Origin of the sequence: Bacillus sp. DNRA2 (assembly GCF_012843265.1) — a bacterium.
In the GTDB taxonomy this organism is placed as follows: domain Bacteria; phylum Bacillota; class Bacilli; order Bacillales; family Cytobacillaceae; genus Bacillus_BU.
Genome location: NZ_JABAIT010000025.1, coordinates 20,939 through 37,146, shown reverse-complemented (window position 1 = coordinate 37,146; position 16,208 = coordinate 20,939). Strand labels below are relative to the sequence as shown.

Sequence of the window (16,208 nt, the reverse complement as noted above, 5' to 3'; positions counted from 1 at the left end):
GAAGGGAATAGTAAGCTTTATGCATTTTTCTTTTGTTTCATCACGGGGATTGACGCCCATTTTGGTGTATTATGCTTGATTTTCGACACCAAAATAGTCATATCATCATCAATCGAACCACCTCTTGAGCGAATCACTTCTTCAATAATCAAATCTGCTATTTGTTGTGGATCATCAGTTTGTAGTTCTTGTAACTTTCGTTTCATCCATAAATCATAGTTTTCAACATGCTTCGGACCTTCAAAGACACCATCGCTCATCATGATCAGTAGATCTCCAGCCTTTAATTGCTCGCCAACCACATCCACATCAAAATCTTGAAATATTCCCATTGGTAAATTGCTTGCCTGGATTTTCATGACCTTTTTCCCACGTTTAATAAAACTAGGTGTCGAACCAATTTTTAAAAATTTGGCTGAAGCATTTTGCAAATCAATCATTGCTAAATCGAGCGTTGAAAAAATCTCATCATTAGTTCTCAACGACAATACCGAGTTGACCGATTTTATCGCCACCTTTTCTTCGATTCCTGATTGCAGGATTTTTTGCAATAAGCTTATAGTTTCCATGCTTTCAAAATGGGCTCTCTCGCCATTGCCCATACCATCACTAATCGCAATCGCATATTTGCCTAGGCCCAGTTCAATGGTTGAATAGCTATCCCCAGAAACAAAGCCGCCATCCTTCGCTGCATGAGAAACTCCAGTTTCAACAACAAAAGCTTTCGCCGAGCCGAAGGTAACATGACATAATCCATTCGGATAAGTCGAGCATTCTTCTGCATTCACAACTATTGTCTCACCGAGAATATCTGACAGCATCGGCGCAATCAGCTTTTCACATTCCCCATGACCATTGCAATATGGAATGGTCATATCAATATCGACATTTCCTTTGATTAAACTATAAATTTCGACTTGTTCAACCTGGATTCCGAATTCCTGAATCGCCTCTAATATTTGCTCCTCTTGCTTATGATGATTCTCGCGTTCCCGTTGAATTTCATTTGCAAAATTTTCCATAACCTCTGAAACCCCTAAAAGCTGTTCGGCAACTAATCTACGACTTTCCTGAACTTGCTTCTTTAGTTTTTGATTCGCCTGAAAATAGGTTAGCTCTTGACCGATCATATCAACTACTTTATTTGCTCGAGTGCAGTGTTTTTCCCATTCACGCATCGTTTTTCCAGAAAGAACCCCATCATGATGATCCATCTCTCGCATCATATCACTCATAGATTCATAGGTTGTCTCAAAGTTCCTCGTCCAACAGTAATCCTTTTTAAAACAAGTTTGGCACGTTTTTTCTGTCACATTACTTAGGAAAAAATCCAATTCGCGTTCAGAATCGTCATATCGGTCGTTTTCTTCATGGGCAGTAAAGCTCTTAGACAGCGCTTGGAACACACTCGAAAATTGCGCCACCTTTGAAGCTGTCACATCACGCATTTTCCGCATATATTGCTGCTGTTCTGCTGCATATTCCGCTGTCCCTGGAATATGCCTGGCTAATCTTGTTGTAATTCCTCTTGGCGTGATTAAAAATAAAAAAATGGCAGCCAAGGTTTCATAGATTGTCTTTGATAGCTCTCCGCCTCCTTCCCCATACATTCCAACTAAAACAGTTGCGATTAATAAACCGATTGCGACTCCAATCTTTTTACCTTCCTTAAGAAGTCCCCCTAATAATCCGGAAAATGCCAGTAGACTCATTTGGAAAAAACTTGAGACATTCGCAAGGCTTAAAATTAAACCAGTGACGACTCCAACGGTGGACCCAACAGTGGCCCCGGCAACAAACGCGAATATTAATACTAAATATCTAGCAACAATGTGCTCAATTGATAGATTGTAGACTGACCAACCAATTGTTCCCGTCATGATCGAGGCTAGCATAATAATCATACAAACGATTTCTTCTGTTTTTAATAGCTGCTTTCGTTTGTTGATCGATATGAGCGGAATACTTTGTTGGAAAATCAATGTCAATATCGAGCCTAAGCCTGCTTCAACGCCAGCCATAACTCCATCATAAATCGATAATTGCTGTTCGAGAAATAAAACCTGGAGGAGGTTGCCCACTAGTAAAGTAATAAATACGATTACAGGAACGACTTTTAAATCATTGTTATTCCATCGATGAGTCATTCGGTAAATTAGCAGGAATACACTGGAACAAGCAAATGACAATACTGCATCAGCAATGGATATCGTCGCAGCACCAGCAATAACCCCAATTAATGCAAGCGGTGCTCGTTCTCGTTTCATCAAATAAACAGCCGCAAAAAATGGTAGGCTGAATGGAGTTAGTTTTGATAAGATAAGAGCTCGTCCTAGTAAAAACCCAATAAATAAAAGAATATAGCCCTTTTTAATAAAAAAGCCGTCTAGTTTTAGAAACAGTTTATTTAATCCATTAGTGAATTCCAGTTTCGGACTATTAAAATTTACTTCACCAATTGGCTTAGTAAAATTCTGCTCTGTCTTAGCCATTAACCACACTCCCTTGCTTTCATGATTATGATGCTTATTATAATAAGAAAGATTTCAGAATATTGTCACAATCACAAAGGGTATTCCATTTTTTTCTCGACTTTTTTCACTGTCTTTTTAACATTAAAAGCATTTCCCGACAGATTCACCGAAAAAGTTATTGACACTATTATCATTCGACTGTAATATAATTTTTGTGCTTAATTTTTGGCGGTGTAGCTCAGCTGGCTAGAGCGTACGGTTCATACCCGTAAGGTCGGGGGTTCGATCCCCTCCGCCGCTATAACGAAAAGCGGAAGGCGCTTAGCTTTCGGCGACAAGCATAAGGCAAGCAGGCCGAAAGGTTGAACTTTACCTTTTGGACTGATTGACTTATGACCTCGAGCCGATGGCGCCTGCAGCTAGACATTGAAAAGCGGAGTTCGCTTGCTCAGCCCCGACTGGCATAAGACGAATCACGCAGGAGGCGTTAGCCTCTGGAGTGATTTGGCTTATGACCCGAGGGGCTAGCGAACGGAGCTGGACATCGAAAAGCGGAAACGGCTTGCCTACCAAACCCAACAATTTTATTACGGCCCCTTGGTCAAGCGGTTAAGACACCGCCCTTTCACGGCGGTAACACGGGTTCGAATCCCGTAGGGGTCATACTAAAACGCATGGATTATTTAAATCCATGCGTTTTTTTCGGACATTGAGTTCGTTATTTTCATAAATAATGCTCCTTTAGAAAGATTTCCGGACAATAAGGCCTCTATTCGCCTAAGTATCAAGCTAATGACATCCTTCAAGCTTAATTAAGGAATTGTATGTCCGTTAAACAACTAAAATCACCAATTTTCATTCAAATAAGGGAATATATGTCCTCTCAATTCCATACCAACAAGATGAAAAGGAAAATAAGGTCTTCAACAAAAAATCACTGCAAAAAAGACAAGCCTCAATCGACCTGTCTTAAAATACTCAAAATATATAATAATATATCATAGCTATTTAGCATTAAAATAAGCAACAAGTTATTAGCTTCTTTTGGCGCCTCTACCACCGCGTTTAGACTCCGTATGACGCTTCAGTGACGATAAGCGATCTTCACTATCCTTTAAAAAGCGAGCCATTTTGGATTCGAAATTTTCGACTTTGTTATTGCGGTGATCATTTGTCCGATTATGGCGAGGACGCTGAGAGTGAGAGTGCGAATTCGAATGTGATTGCGGCTTCGATTCAACCCTGTCTTTAGCCTTTTTAATGGATAATCCAATCTTTCCATCTTTTTCAACATTCATAACTTTAACTTCGACAACGTCTCCAACTTTCAAATGGTCATTGATGTCCTTCACATAATTATCCGCGACCTCACTGATGTGAACAAGGCCAGTTGAACCCTCTGGTAGCTCCACAAACGCTCCGAATTTCGTAATGCCCGTTACCTTTCCTTGTAACTTGCTGCCTACTTCGATTGACATATAAAAAATTTTCCTCCTTAAAATTGTAAAAAATCATATTACTCCATATTATACAAAAACGAAAAAAAGCGTGTCAATTTACCAACTATTTAACCTCTTTCTGCTTCTTTTCCTCAGGTATATTGAAGATAATTTCATTATTATCTGATAAGAAATAATCTCGTCGTGCAAGTTTAGCGATATAGTCCTTATCATTAAGTTTAATGATTTCCTCTTTTAAGGCGTTTTGCTCATCCTTTAATTCTGAAAGGTTGTGTTGCAATTTTTCCTTTTCTTCCTGCTTTTTATCAATCGTTGAGGCTTGCGAAATGAGTGTTGAGATCATTAAATATCCTGTTGCAATGACCATTAAAGCGAAGAAAAACAAGCGTCGGATTAATTTTTTTCGCTTTCTTGCAACGCGGACCTCCGCGATTTCATGTTGATGTGTTAATTCGGTTTGAATTTTGGCAACGTTCTTTTTGATGGCACTCAATCTCGCAGACCTCCTTTATTTATTTTTTATGGTGAGTTTTATTTTTAATAAAGGCCATTACCTTACTAAAATATTTCTTGATTTTTCCCAGAAATCCTGCCATTACATTATATAACTTCTCGACGTTTTTTTTAATCCCTTTCGGCAAAAGTTTCCAAAAAATAAACAATATCCATTTGATTGGTTTTAACAATAACAGCAAGGTCCAGGCTAAAATTTTAGCGAGCGTTTTTCCTAATGAAAATAGTCCTTTCCCGATAAATATAATGGTCGATAAACTAAACATCAGTAGCGCCAAAATTGGTTTGTAGACTAAACCCGTAAATAGTTTTACAAGGAATTGCCAAATTGCTACAACCCAGGAAATTGCGATTTCCAACATGTGTAGATAAATTCGCTTTAACAGGCTTTGATAAGCAGCGAAGCCGCACAATAAGGCAATGAAGATGTAAAATCGCATTTCTCCCTCATTTACGAGGAATAATACATAGAAAATCAACAGACCCTGTAGCATCCAAAATAAAACGTCATTCATAAATACAATCCAGCTTTTTCGGGAAGCTCGCTTCAAAAAGCGGTTATACGTATCAAATGCTGCTCCAAAAAAGGAGCCCATGCCAACCATAGTCAGCATGGTAATAAACTGCGTGGACAGGGTCATCGGAACAACTTGCTAAAGAAGCCTTTAGCTTTCTCCCCGTGCTGATCATCTAGATAGAGTAACTCATACACCTTCCCTTTAATAGCGACAATTCCTTTATCAACATCAAGGTTTTTCATTTGCAAATTTTGCCCTTTTATCGCTAGAAAGCCCATAACAGTTTCTAACAGGAACTCCTCATTATCAAAGCTTTCTACCTGCTTTACACCGGTAATTTCCAGCAAACGTCTTCCTCGCATGATTACATCATGGTCCTGTACAGATGATTTCGTTGTATTTTGATCATAATATTGGTTCAACATTGATCCCTCACAGTCATAGTGCTGGTTTTTGTACAAGTTTATGAACTTGCGGGGACAATTAGAACACACTCATAACCACTCTAATTTGCTTACGCCTCTGTTACGCGTTCTTCACTTATAATTGTATACATTTCAGCCGCTTCGTCCTTACGGGAGGTTTCTTGAATTCGCTCAATTTTTACCGTCACAATTCTGGTCCCAAATTTAACCTTTAATACATCGCCAACTTTTACTGTTGAGCTGGATTTAGCTTGTTTTCCATTAATATCGATGCGGCCTTGATCAGATATTTCCTTCGCAACTGTCCGCCGTTTAATCAGGCGTGAAACCTTTAGAAATTTATCTAAACGCATAAAATCTCCTCCTTTACATTGCAATTTATAAGCCTTGTTCCTTCGCTTCATCCCAATATTTATCTAATTCTGCTAACGTATGGTCAGCAAATCCCCGTCCACTTTCCTTAACCCGCTTTTCAACGAATCGGAACCGATCAGTAAACTTTTGGTTTGTTGCTAACAACGCCTCTTCTGGGTGAATTTTGTAAAATCTTGCTAAATTAATCATAGCAAACAATAAGTCGCCAAACTCTTTTAAGGCATTTTCAGTCGGCTTCACGCCGCTGACTTCTGCCTTAAATTCCTGTAATTCTTCGATCACCTTTTCCCAGACCGGTTCAACCTCTTGCCAATCAAAGCCCACCTTTGCTGCGCTCTTTTGCAGTTCATAGGCTCTTAGCATTGACGGTTGTGACAGACTAATATGGTCTAAACGCGAAATTTCATCCTCGTTTGATTTTTCGCGTGATTTAATTTCATTCCAATTAGTCAAAACATCTTCAACGCCATTTACTTCTACTGATCCAAATACGTGTGGGTGGCGGCGAATCATTTTTGCGGTAATGGATTCGATTACATCTTGAATCGAAAAATAACCGTCATCTTCACCAATTTGTGCATGTAACATAACCTGAAGCAGGACATCTCCTAATTCTTCAATCATATGGTCAAGATCATCATGCTCGATTGCTTCGATTAACTCATACGACTCTTCGATTAAGTATTTTTTAAGACTGCTGTGGGTTTGCTCTTTATCCCAAGGACAACCATTTGGACCACGGAGGTCTGCAATAACCTGTCTCAGCTTATCAAATTCCTTATAAAGGATATTTTCTTCGCGAACAGGAGGTACATAAACAGATGTTAAATTATTTACTTTCACGACACGATCTAATTCAAACAAGGCAATTGCTTCGATTTTTTCATCACTGCTTCCGGCTGCACTAACGACAAAGATTTGATAATCGTCAGGTAAGCGTTCCATTAAGGTTAATTTCACATTGGAGGCAACATATGTATCATATACTTGGCCAATAATAACATGTTGCTGTAAATTGAAGCTTTCCCTCGTAAGTGTTGTTGCATCTAATAATTGAAACCCATCAATCGGATCAATTTTTAAAGCCTGAAACATTGCATCAATAAAGCTCTGTCCCCCAGCAAACTCGATTTCAATCTCGCGAGCCGGTCCTTTTTCCAATAAAAGCTGAACGGTTTGCTCGGCGACCATGGGATGTCCTGGGACAGCATAGGTAATCGCCTGGTGCTCTGCCTTTTCAAGCAATATTTCACTAATTTCTTCGTACACATGCTCGAACTGATCATATTTCTCATATATATAATCAAAAGAATTAAACTGAACACCTTCCTGTTCAAGCTCAGCAACAACAGGATGTTCCTTTGTCCGCAAGTAGACAAGCCCAGCTTTAAGAACTTTTTTGTATACACCTAATGGTAATTGGTCCAGATCGCCTGCTCCCAAACCAAGTATCGTAATTTTTTTAGTCAACTAAATCATCTCCCGCTCTTATTCGGCAATAACAACGTTAACTTGTCTCCAAATGGCAGCAATGACAGCTCCGTCTCTTTAAATAGTCCACTTCGAAAAACAATGAATAAATAGAGACTACCGCCAATTACCACTCCAGTAATTGCCTGAATTGTTGCTAACACTCGACTTCCCGTAAAAAGAAAGTCTGTTAAACGCACATAGGCTAGCAAACTACTTCCCATGATAATTGTTGCCAAGACGATGGATTGACGAAAGCCTTTAGGCAACAAGCGCGCTTGTACAGTCTTCTTTAATTTTAAGCTTAAAAAAACGAAAATAAACATCATCGAAACAACCGATGAAATCGCTGCCCCAACCGTACCGTACTTAAGCACTAATGGAATGTTCGCAACGACTTTAAGGGCAAAACCTAATAAAATAATAACTGCAGGATATATCGATGCCCCTAATCCTTGAAGAATGCTTGACATCGTAATAATAACTGATGAGAAAAAAATCACTAAAGCGATAATCGCTAACACATTCGTCCCGTTGGAATTTTCAAATAACATGATATTGGTTGGCCTCATAATGGCTATCAAACCAATCGCCCCAGCAGCCCCAACCATCAAGCTAATTTTTAATGCTGTTTGAATCTTTTCTAATAACACTTGTTTATCACGTTTCACTTTTTCGCTGGAAATGAGTGGAACTAATGATAAAGACATCGAAGTCGCCAGAACTGTTCCTAATTGAATGAGCGGTTGGCCGCGATCATAAATCCCCTTCAGCTGCTTCGCCTCTAATGCATCAATTCCTGACGAAACAAGTAATGTGTATAAATTAATAGAATCTGCTAATTGAATAAAGATTAATAGCATTCCGGAAATACACACTGCAAATCCTTGAAGAGCAAGTGTTTTACTTATGTCGATTGCTTCATTTAACCTAATTGTTCTAATCAACCGCACGATTGATAAATGCCTTGTTTTTTTTCTTTTTTTAAAATAAACCAAAAGTAACACTACCGCAAGGATTCCTCCAGTAATGGAACCTAACGTAGCTCCGCTTCCAACAATATAAAGTGAATAACCTTCATTGATGAATAAAGCAGATAGACCTATGATTGTTGCCACCCGCATTAGTTGCTCGCCTACCTGTGATACAGCAGTTGGGAGCATATCTCCTTCACCCTGAAAATAACCACGCAACACGGCAGTAAACGGGAGAATTAAAAAAATAATCGAGATGACTCGAAATAAAATCGCTAGATGAGCATCATTCATGGTCACAGCCAACCAACCTGCACCTAAATACATCGAAATAAAACTTACCAAGCCTAGACCAAATAAAAAAAAGAAGGAAATCAATAATAATCGTTTTGCATCATTTCCTTTTTTTTCAGCATAAATTTTTGAAATAATGACAGGGAAACCATTTGTTGTCATCACAAGTGCCAAGCCATAGAAAGGATAGACTTGTTGATAAATATAAAATCCGACATCTCCGACCATATTTTGAAACGGAATTCGGTAAACTGCACTTAAAATTTTCGTTAAAATAGCCCCAATTGTTAAGATAAATACACCTTTTAAGACTGTTTTTTGCTCATGTATAGGGCTCACAAGCCCAGCCACCTTCCAGAATTAATTTCCATTTATTTTCCCAACGTATTATAGCATAATAAGAGCTTTGCGTTCAGTTATAAAAACAATAATAGCCTAAGCAAACAATGAAAAAAGGCAGCATAAGCTACCTTTTTATCAAAAACACTATGACTATATTGCAAAATTCCGATGTAAAAAATAGTCTACGTTTACGATTCCATTTGGCGGGCTAAAAAACTTGAAGCTGTTTCTACTGCTTTTTGTTCAACTTCACCCAAAGACCCATCCTTTGCTATAATGATCACAGCTCCAATTGGGTCACCATTAGCGATGATTGGACCAATTGTATACGCTGAAATCGTTTCATCGTTGCCATCAACTAGTGAAACATTTTCCTGTTGGTTCATTAAAACAGAATTACGCTCTTCCATAGTTTTTTCGATTAGGTCACTAATATTCTTGTTTAAGTAATCCTTTTTCGAACCACCTGCAACAGCAATATATGTATCTCTGTCGCATATTAACACGGGGTTGCCAAGGCTGTCATATAATGCCTCTGCATACTCTTTAGCAAAGTCACTCAACTCACTGATTGGTGAGTATTTCTTTAAAATGACCTCCCCATCGCGATCCACAAAAATCTCGAGCGGGTCACCTTCGCGGATTCTTAGCGTTCTACGAATTTCCTTTGGAATAACCACACGACCTAAATCATCGATTCGACGAACAATACCAGTTGCTTTCATCTAATGTTGCCTCACTTTCATCTGATGATTTGTTGTTTGGCAATGATTCATGGTGGTTCATTTGGTAAATCATCACCATGTTAGATATATTATCTTTCATCTGGAAAGTTCTATGCACAATCAATGATTTTTTCTCATAAATGATAATTATCCCAAAATTGTAAAATAGTTACATAATAATCAAAGCTATTCTAAGTCAAGTGATACCCCTTAAGTTATCGTTATGACACAATATTCTTTTCTGATTCTGACTTAGTTTCATATATCGCTTGAATAAGCTCCAAGGCAACTTCCATCCATTTTTGCGGCGCAATTCCTTTTATATGAAGCACAAGTTTAAATTTAGTACCGTCCTGTCCCATTCCAATCATACGTCCGTATTTATTACTAATTTGGACAACTTGTCTCATATCGATATTTTGACTTCCTTTTTCTGAAAAGAGAATCGTCACTTCTTGTTTTACTTGTTTAATAAGCTCAACTTTTGCAATTTGAGAAAATACCTTCATTTCAGCTATTTGGAATAAATACGCAACTTCATCAGGATATTCACCGAAACGGTCAATCATTTCCTCCTGCAACTCTTCCAATTCCTCAATGGCTGTTAATGAACGGAAGCGTTTGTACATTTCAATTTTTTGGTGGCCATCACCAATGTATGTGTCTGGAATATAAGCATCGACTTCGACATCTATTTCTAAACCAGAGGTTTCAGCCAAATCTATATCGCCTTTTCTTGCCTCAATCGCTTCCTTGAGCATTTGTGAATAAAGATCAAAACCAACTGAGTCAATAAAGCCATGTTGTTCAGCACCAAGCAAATTACCCGCACCACGGATGGATAAATCACGCATGGCGATTTTAAAACCTGAACCGAGTTCAGTAAATTCCTTAATCGCCTGTAATCTCTTTTCAGCTACCTCAGTTAACACCTTATCCTTACGATAAGTAAAATAAGCATATGCCACACGGTTTGAACGACCGACACGACCACGGAGCTGATAAAGCTGGGACAGTCCCATACGATCAGCATCAAAGACAATTAAAGTATTTACATTTGGAATATCCACGCCTGTTTCAATAATGGTGGTACTTACTAATACGTCAAATTCGCCTTCCAAAAAGCCAAGCATGACTGATTCAAGCTCATTTTCAGACATTTGCCCATGGGCATAAGTAACACGAGCATCTGGAACTAACATTGAGATCTCTTCGGCTTTTCTCTCAATATCCTCAACCCGATTATATAAGAAATAAACCTGTCCATCCCGTGCTAGTTCCCTTTCAATTGCTTCTCTAGCTAGTCCGCCGTTATATTCCATTACATAGGTTTGCACTGGAAAGCGGTTTTCCGGTGGTGTTTCGATTACCGACAAGTCGCGAACACCGAGCATGGACATATGAAGTGTTCTTGGAATTGGTGTTGCAGTTAAGGTTAACACATCGACATTAGTCTTTAGCTGTTTAATTTTTTCCTTATGTGTCACCCCAAAACGCTGCTCTTCATCAATGATTAACAGCCCTAAATCTCGATAAGTTATATCCTTAGATAGTAAACGGTGGGTACCTACAACAATATCGACTGTACCAGCCTTTAGTCCCTTCATCGTTTCCTGCTGTTCCTTCCTTGTGCGGAAACGGCTTAACAAACCGATATTAATCGGATTATCACCAAATCTTTCACGTAAAGTTTCATAGTGCTGCTGTGCTAGGATGGTTGTCGGGACTAAAAATGCCACTTGCTTTCCATCTGCAATTGCTTTAAACGCAGCACGAATCGCAACTTCAGTTTTACCGTAACCAACATCACCACATAATAGGCGATCCATTGGACGTTCCCGTTCCATATCTTTTTTAATTTCATTAATTGAACGAATTTGATCTTCTGTCTCTTGATAAGGAAAAGCTATTTCAAATTCACGCTGCATATCTCCATCTGGTGAGAAAGCGTGACCTTTTGCAGCTTCTCGTTCAGCGTAAAGCTTGATTAAATCATCAGCGATATTTTGGACGGAGGATTCTACCTTTTTCTTTACTCGCTTCCAATCCGTCCCGCCTAATTTATAGACTTTGGGCTCTTTCCCTTCAGATCCCACATATTTCTGTACTAAATCGATTTGCTCAACTGGGACATATAACTTATCACTACCTTGGTAGCGAATATGAAGATAATCCTTATGGACACCGTTTATGACTAGTGTTTCAATGCCAAGGTATTTACCAATACCGTGATTGACATGAACAACATAATCACCGACACGAAGCTCAGAATAACTCTTGATTCGCTCGGCGTTAGAAAGCTTTTGTCGCCTAGTAGATTTCTTGGCAGTTCGTTTATTAAATAATTCCTCTTCCGTAATCACTGCAAGCTTTTGAATCGGCAGCTCGAACCCGGAAAGTAAATTGCCTTCAGCAATCTGGATTTTCCCAATAAGTAAATCCTGACCTTTTCGATTAACAGCTGTTTCAATTCCATAGTCTTCTAGGACACGCTGCAGTTTTTCAACCCGCTCTTGGTTCGGGCCAATAAAAAGGACAGTGTATTTCCCCTTTGCCCACCGTTCGATCTCAGCTTTTAACACGTTCATCTGTCCGTGGAAATTCTGCATTGGTTTACATGATACGTTAATGATGTTCTGCGGATTCGTATTAGGAACATGGCGCAGGAACAATGATAAATAAGCAATTTTCTGCGGAGCTTTATGAAGCAATGGAATGAGCTGGTGCGAAATCTTCACGTCATGGGGAATTTTTCCTTCGCCTAATAAGCCTGTATACCATTCTGCTTCTTCTTTTTCCAAGGAATCATTCATTTCTTGAACTCTGCTAATTTCATCAACAAAAATGAGTCCATCATTCGGTAAATAATCTAGTAAACTATTGTCCTTTTCATAGGCATAGGATAAATATTTAAAAACTTGTTCAGGCTTTTGCCCCATTTGCAGTTGCTCAAGTTCATAGCCAATATTTTGAGTCAGTAATGTTTTAACAGCTTCCTGCTTCACTGATTTTAATGTTTTCGCAAGACCCGTCTCGATATGGCTAATCAACTTATCAAAATGTTCAGGTTCAAAAATAAATTCTGCTGCTGGAGTGATGGTAATTTCCTTAAGCTTCAGCTTTGAGCGTTGGTCATCCAACGAGAAAGTCCGTATTGAATCAATCTCCGTATCAAACAGCTCAATTCTGAGCGGATCTATTTCGGTTAGCGGATAAATGTCAATGATTCCTCCGCGAACACTAAATTCCCCCGGAGCTGAAACCATCTCGGCACGAATATAACCCATTCTCACTAATTTGTTTAATAATTCGTCGAGATTAATATCATCGCCAATTTTAAGGGACACCTGACATTGTGTCCATATAGCCTTAGGGGGAACAATTTTTCTAAGACCAGCAACTGGGATGATGATGATCCCACTTTCCCCACTAATCAAATGATTCAGCGTTTCAATACGCTGTGCCTTAAGTTCAGGGCTAGCAATACTAATTTCTGTAGCAATTAATTCATTTGCTGGATATAAATAAACGTCCTTCTCCCCAATAAGATTGATCATATCATCGTATATCTTTTGGGCCTGTAAAAGATTATGAGTTACGATTAATTGTGGTTTTTTTGTTTTCTCATAGACGGAAGCAAGGAAAATTGTCCGTGCCGACCCTGATAGGCCAGCAATTAATTGTTCCTTAAGTCCTCCATTGAAACCAGCAATGATTGATTGAAGATCGTCTAGTCTTGTAATGACACTTTTAAGCCCTTCCATCCGAAACCCTCCTCTCATCCAAAAGCGTAAGCGGCTTGCTTAGCCCCGACAAGCACAAGACGAGCCGGCCTGAAGGTCGTTCTTTGACCTTCTGGACGGATTGGCTTGTGACCTCGAGGGGCTAGCCGCTGGAGCTAGCCGATGCAAAAGCGTAAGCGGCTTGCTTTCCATATATATAACAGAAAAACGCTTTGGATTGCCTTCCAAAGCAGTTAATGTATTAAGAAATCATATTGATGATATTCAGGATTTCTTGTCAAATGTTCCTGACAATCCTCACAAATCGCAGCTATATGGATATCACCTTGTTGATCATATGAAACCATTTCCTGTCGTTCCTCAGCTGATAACTTGTTCAACCCCAGCTGTTCGCTATGTATTGACATTTGATCAATGGTACCGATCTTTGTCCCACAATGTCTGCAATGATAATGAATAGCCAAGTGACTTCCTCCTCAAAACTCCGTAGATAATGATATTATTTACGATTTGGAGGAATCTTATTCGTAAGTCTATTGTATGTTATTTTACTTGCAAACATGTAATTTTTAAGCATTGAATTGATTCATTACTTGTAAAAAAGGTTGATTTAGCCATTCCTTAGCTGCTGCTGCGCTTTTATTAATGACTTCGATCATTAATTCCTCTTCTTCTTTTGAAAATCGACCTAATACATAGTCAGTTACCTTCATCCCGTTTTTTGGACGGTCAATACCTACGCGAATCCGGTTAAAATTATCTGTGCCTAAATGGGCAATTGTTGATTTAATCCCATTGTGACCACCAGGGCTCCCCTTTTGGCGGAGTCGAATTTTTCCGACCGGTAAATCTAAATCATCATAAATGACAACAAGTTCATCTGGTTCAATCTGATAATAGTCCATCACAGCACGAATCGACTCTCCAGACAAGTTCATATATGTTAGCGGCTTTAATAAAAACACTTTTTCCCCACTAATATTTCCCATTCCATAAAGACCTTTATGTTTAGCCTGATCTAATTGGATATCAAGATCATGAGCAAGCTTATCAATCACTTTAAAACCAATATTATGTCGGGTATGTTCATACTGTTTTCCTGGGTTGCCAAGACCGACGATTAGCTTCATGGTTCCACCCCCTCATATTTGACTATTTCCATGATACTATAAAAGACGTAACCTGGAACTAGGTTACGTCTAAAAATATTATTGATTTGGACTCGTTTCTCTACCTTCAAGATTATCAGGAAGGCCGCCTTCTTGCTGCTCACCTGTACTAATTTCCTTTTCCTGCTTCGGCGGAAGAATTGTTACTAAAACTTCCTCCGGATCATGATTAATCGTAAACTGGTTAGCTGTATAAATATCCGCAACAGTCAAATGTTCTCCTACCTGTAAATCCGATATATTAATATGGATTGTTTGTGGAATTTGATCTGGTGTTGCCGTGATAGATACCTCGTGAAGTGTTTGCTGTAATACGCCGCCATCCTTCACTCCTGCTGCCTCACCATCTAATTGAATCCGAACGTCCACTTGCAGGACAGTAGACATATCTACTGTTAGAAAATCAGCATGAATGATATCTTGCCTGATTGGGTCCTTCTGGTAATCAGACAAAACCACGTCGCAGCTTTTTCCTTCAACTTGCAGAGATATGACTCCATTTCGACCATTATCGCGAATAGTCTTCATTAAATCGCCGACATTGACTGAAACGGTTTGATTCCCTGTGTTTCCACCATAAATAATTGCGGGAATATCACCACTGTCCCGTAAGTTTTTTAAGATGGAACGTTGTGATCCACTACGCTCTTTTGCTTCTAAAACAATACTCATCACGTTCACCTTCCTCAGTTAATTTCGGTGGGTTCTCTATAAAAGTGCCCTAAATGAGGAAGGAATAAACATCTTTTCTTTAATGACTATTCAAATAACACACTGACAGATTGTTCTTCGTGGACACGAATAATCGCATCCCCAAGCAATGAAGCAACAGAAAGATTAACGATTTTATCGATCAATTTTTCTTCTGGAATTGCAATAGAGTTCGTGATAACTAGCTCTTTAATATTAGAATTTTCAATACGACTCATTGCCGGACCTGACAATACAGGATGTGTACAGCAAGCATACACTTCTGCAGCACCGTTTTCAGCAAGCGCATTAGCTGCAAGTGTTATAGTACCAGCAGTATCAATAATGTCATCAATTAAAATGGCCACTTTACCTTCAATATTACCGACAATATTCATAACTTCAGCCACATTTGGTTTTGGTCGACGTTTATCGATAATCGCAATTGGAGCTTTAAGGCGTTCAGCCATTTTGCGGGCACGAGTAACCCCACCATGGTCAGGCGATACAATGACAATATCTTTATCATAATGTTTATTTTTAAAGTATTCTGCAAGGATTGGTACACCCATTAAGTGATCGATTGGAATATCGAAGAAACCTTGAATTTGTGGTGCGTGTAAATCTAATGTAATGACACGAGTGGCACCGGCAGTTTCAAGTAGGTTTGCCACCAATTTTGCTGTAATCGGCTCACGAGCACGAGCTTTACGATCTTGACGAGCATAGCCATAATAAGGCATAACAAGATTAATTGTTTTAGCAGAGGCACGCTTTAATGCATCAATCAAAATAAGTAATTCCATTAAATGTTCATTAACTGGTGAACTTGTAGATTGAATAATAAATACATCACAACCACGAATACTCTCTTCAATGTTGATTTGAATTTCACCATCACTGAAACGTTTAACTGAGCATTTACCTAGTTCAACGCCAATAACTTTTGCAATTTCCTCGGCAAGCTCTTTGTTTGAATTCAAGCTAAATACCTTTAAATTTGGATCTAAATATTGATTAGACATGTAAAGCCCCT

Annotated in this window: 14 protein-coding genes and 2 tRNA genes; 2 read left to right on the top strand and 14 right to left on the bottom strand. The window is 38.9% G+C overall.

What is annotated here, in order from left to right:
• Positions 1-17: 17 nt before the first annotated feature.
• A complete protein-coding gene (gene spoIIE / locus HHO41_RS18175) occupies positions 18-2,492 on the bottom strand; it encodes a stage II sporulation protein E (protein WP_169101306.1) in 2,475 nt (824 codons plus the stop codon).
• A 209-nt stretch (positions 2,493-2,701) separates the two neighbouring features.
• Here spoIIE and HHO41_RS18170 point away from each other — a divergent pair.
• Positions 2,702-2,775 (top strand) — tRNA-Met (locus HHO41_RS18170).
• Between the two features lie 290 nt (positions 2,776-3,065).
• Positions 3,066-3,137 (top strand) — tRNA-Glu (locus HHO41_RS18165).
• A gap of 371 nt (positions 3,138-3,508) precedes the next feature.
• On the opposite strand, the gene HHO41_RS18160 is transcribed toward HHO41_RS18165, so the two are convergent.
• From HHO41_RS18160 to HHO41_RS18100, 13 genes are all read right to left on the bottom strand, one after another.
• Positions 3,509-3,952, bottom strand: a complete 444-nt coding sequence (locus HHO41_RS18160) for a S1 domain-containing RNA-binding protein (protein WP_169101304.1) — start codon at positions 3,950-3,952, stop codon at positions 3,509-3,511.
• A gap of 85 nt (positions 3,953-4,037) precedes the next feature.
• Positions 4,038-4,427 carry an FtsB family cell division protein gene (locus HHO41_RS18155; protein WP_169101302.1) on the bottom strand — a complete coding sequence of 130 codons (390 nt, stop codon included), beginning with the start codon at positions 4,425-4,427 and terminating at the stop codon, positions 4,038-4,040.
• A 19-nt stretch (positions 4,428-4,446) separates the two neighbouring features.
• Entirely contained in the window at positions 4,447-5,088 is a 642-nt protein-coding gene (gene yabQ, locus HHO41_RS18150) for a spore cortex biosynthesis protein YabQ (RefSeq protein ID WP_169101300.1), read from the bottom strand.
• Positions 5,085-5,390, bottom strand: a complete 306-nt coding sequence (yabP, locus tag HHO41_RS18145; protein WP_425457455.1) for a sporulation protein YabP — start codon at positions 5,388-5,390, stop codon at positions 5,085-5,087. Before yabP ends, yabQ begins: the two co-directional genes overlap by 4 nt.
• An 89-nt stretch (positions 5,391-5,479) precedes the next feature.
• Positions 5,480-5,743, bottom strand: a complete 264-nt coding sequence (locus tag HHO41_RS18140; protein WP_169101298.1) for an RNA-binding S4 domain-containing protein — start codon at positions 5,741-5,743, stop codon at positions 5,480-5,482.
• Between the two features lie 25 nt (positions 5,744-5,768).
• Positions 5,769-7,235 (bottom strand): bifunctional methyltransferase/pyrophosphohydrolase YabN, encoded by a 1,467-nt coding sequence (gene yabN / locus HHO41_RS18135; RefSeq protein WP_169101296.1) that lies wholly within the window; start codon positions 7,233-7,235, stop codon positions 5,769-5,771.
• Positions 7,236-7,240: 5 nt separating this feature from the next.
• Positions 7,241-8,842 (bottom strand): oligosaccharide flippase family protein, encoded by a 1,602-nt coding sequence (locus HHO41_RS18130; protein ID WP_169101293.1) that lies wholly within the window; start codon positions 8,840-8,842, stop codon positions 7,241-7,243.
• 191 nt (positions 8,843-9,033) lie between these two features.
• On the bottom strand, positions 9,034-9,570 hold the full coding sequence (gene spoVT, locus HHO41_RS18125; RefSeq protein WP_169101291.1) for a stage V sporulation protein T: 537 nt from the start codon (positions 9,568-9,570) through the stop codon (positions 9,034-9,036).
• A 221-nt stretch (positions 9,571-9,791) separates the two neighbouring features.
• Positions 9,792-13,334 (bottom strand): transcription-repair coupling factor, encoded by a 3,543-nt coding sequence (gene mfd, locus HHO41_RS18120; RefSeq protein WP_169101289.1) that lies wholly within the window; start codon positions 13,332-13,334, stop codon positions 9,792-9,794.
• 212 nt (positions 13,335-13,546) lie between these two features.
• Entirely contained in the window at positions 13,547-13,777 is a 231-nt protein-coding gene (gene fin / locus HHO41_RS18115) for an anti-sigma-F factor Fin (protein ID WP_169101287.1), read from the bottom strand.
• Positions 13,778-13,882: 105 nt separating this feature from the next.
• Positions 13,883-14,443: an aminoacyl-tRNA hydrolase gene (pth, locus tag HHO41_RS18110; protein ID WP_169101285.1), complete on the bottom strand. Its 561-nt coding sequence runs from the start codon at positions 14,441-14,443 to the stop codon at positions 13,883-13,885.
• Between the two features lie 78 nt (positions 14,444-14,521).
• Positions 14,522-15,154: a 50S ribosomal protein L25/general stress protein Ctc gene (locus HHO41_RS18105; RefSeq protein WP_169101283.1), complete on the bottom strand. Its 633-nt coding sequence runs from the start codon at positions 15,152-15,154 to the stop codon at positions 14,522-14,524.
• A gap of 86 nt (positions 15,155-15,240) precedes the next feature.
• Positions 15,241-16,197 (bottom strand): ribose-phosphate diphosphokinase, encoded by a 957-nt coding sequence (locus tag HHO41_RS18100; protein ID WP_169101281.1) that lies wholly within the window; start codon positions 16,195-16,197, stop codon positions 15,241-15,243.
• Between the last annotated feature and the right edge of the window lie 11 nt (positions 16,198-16,208).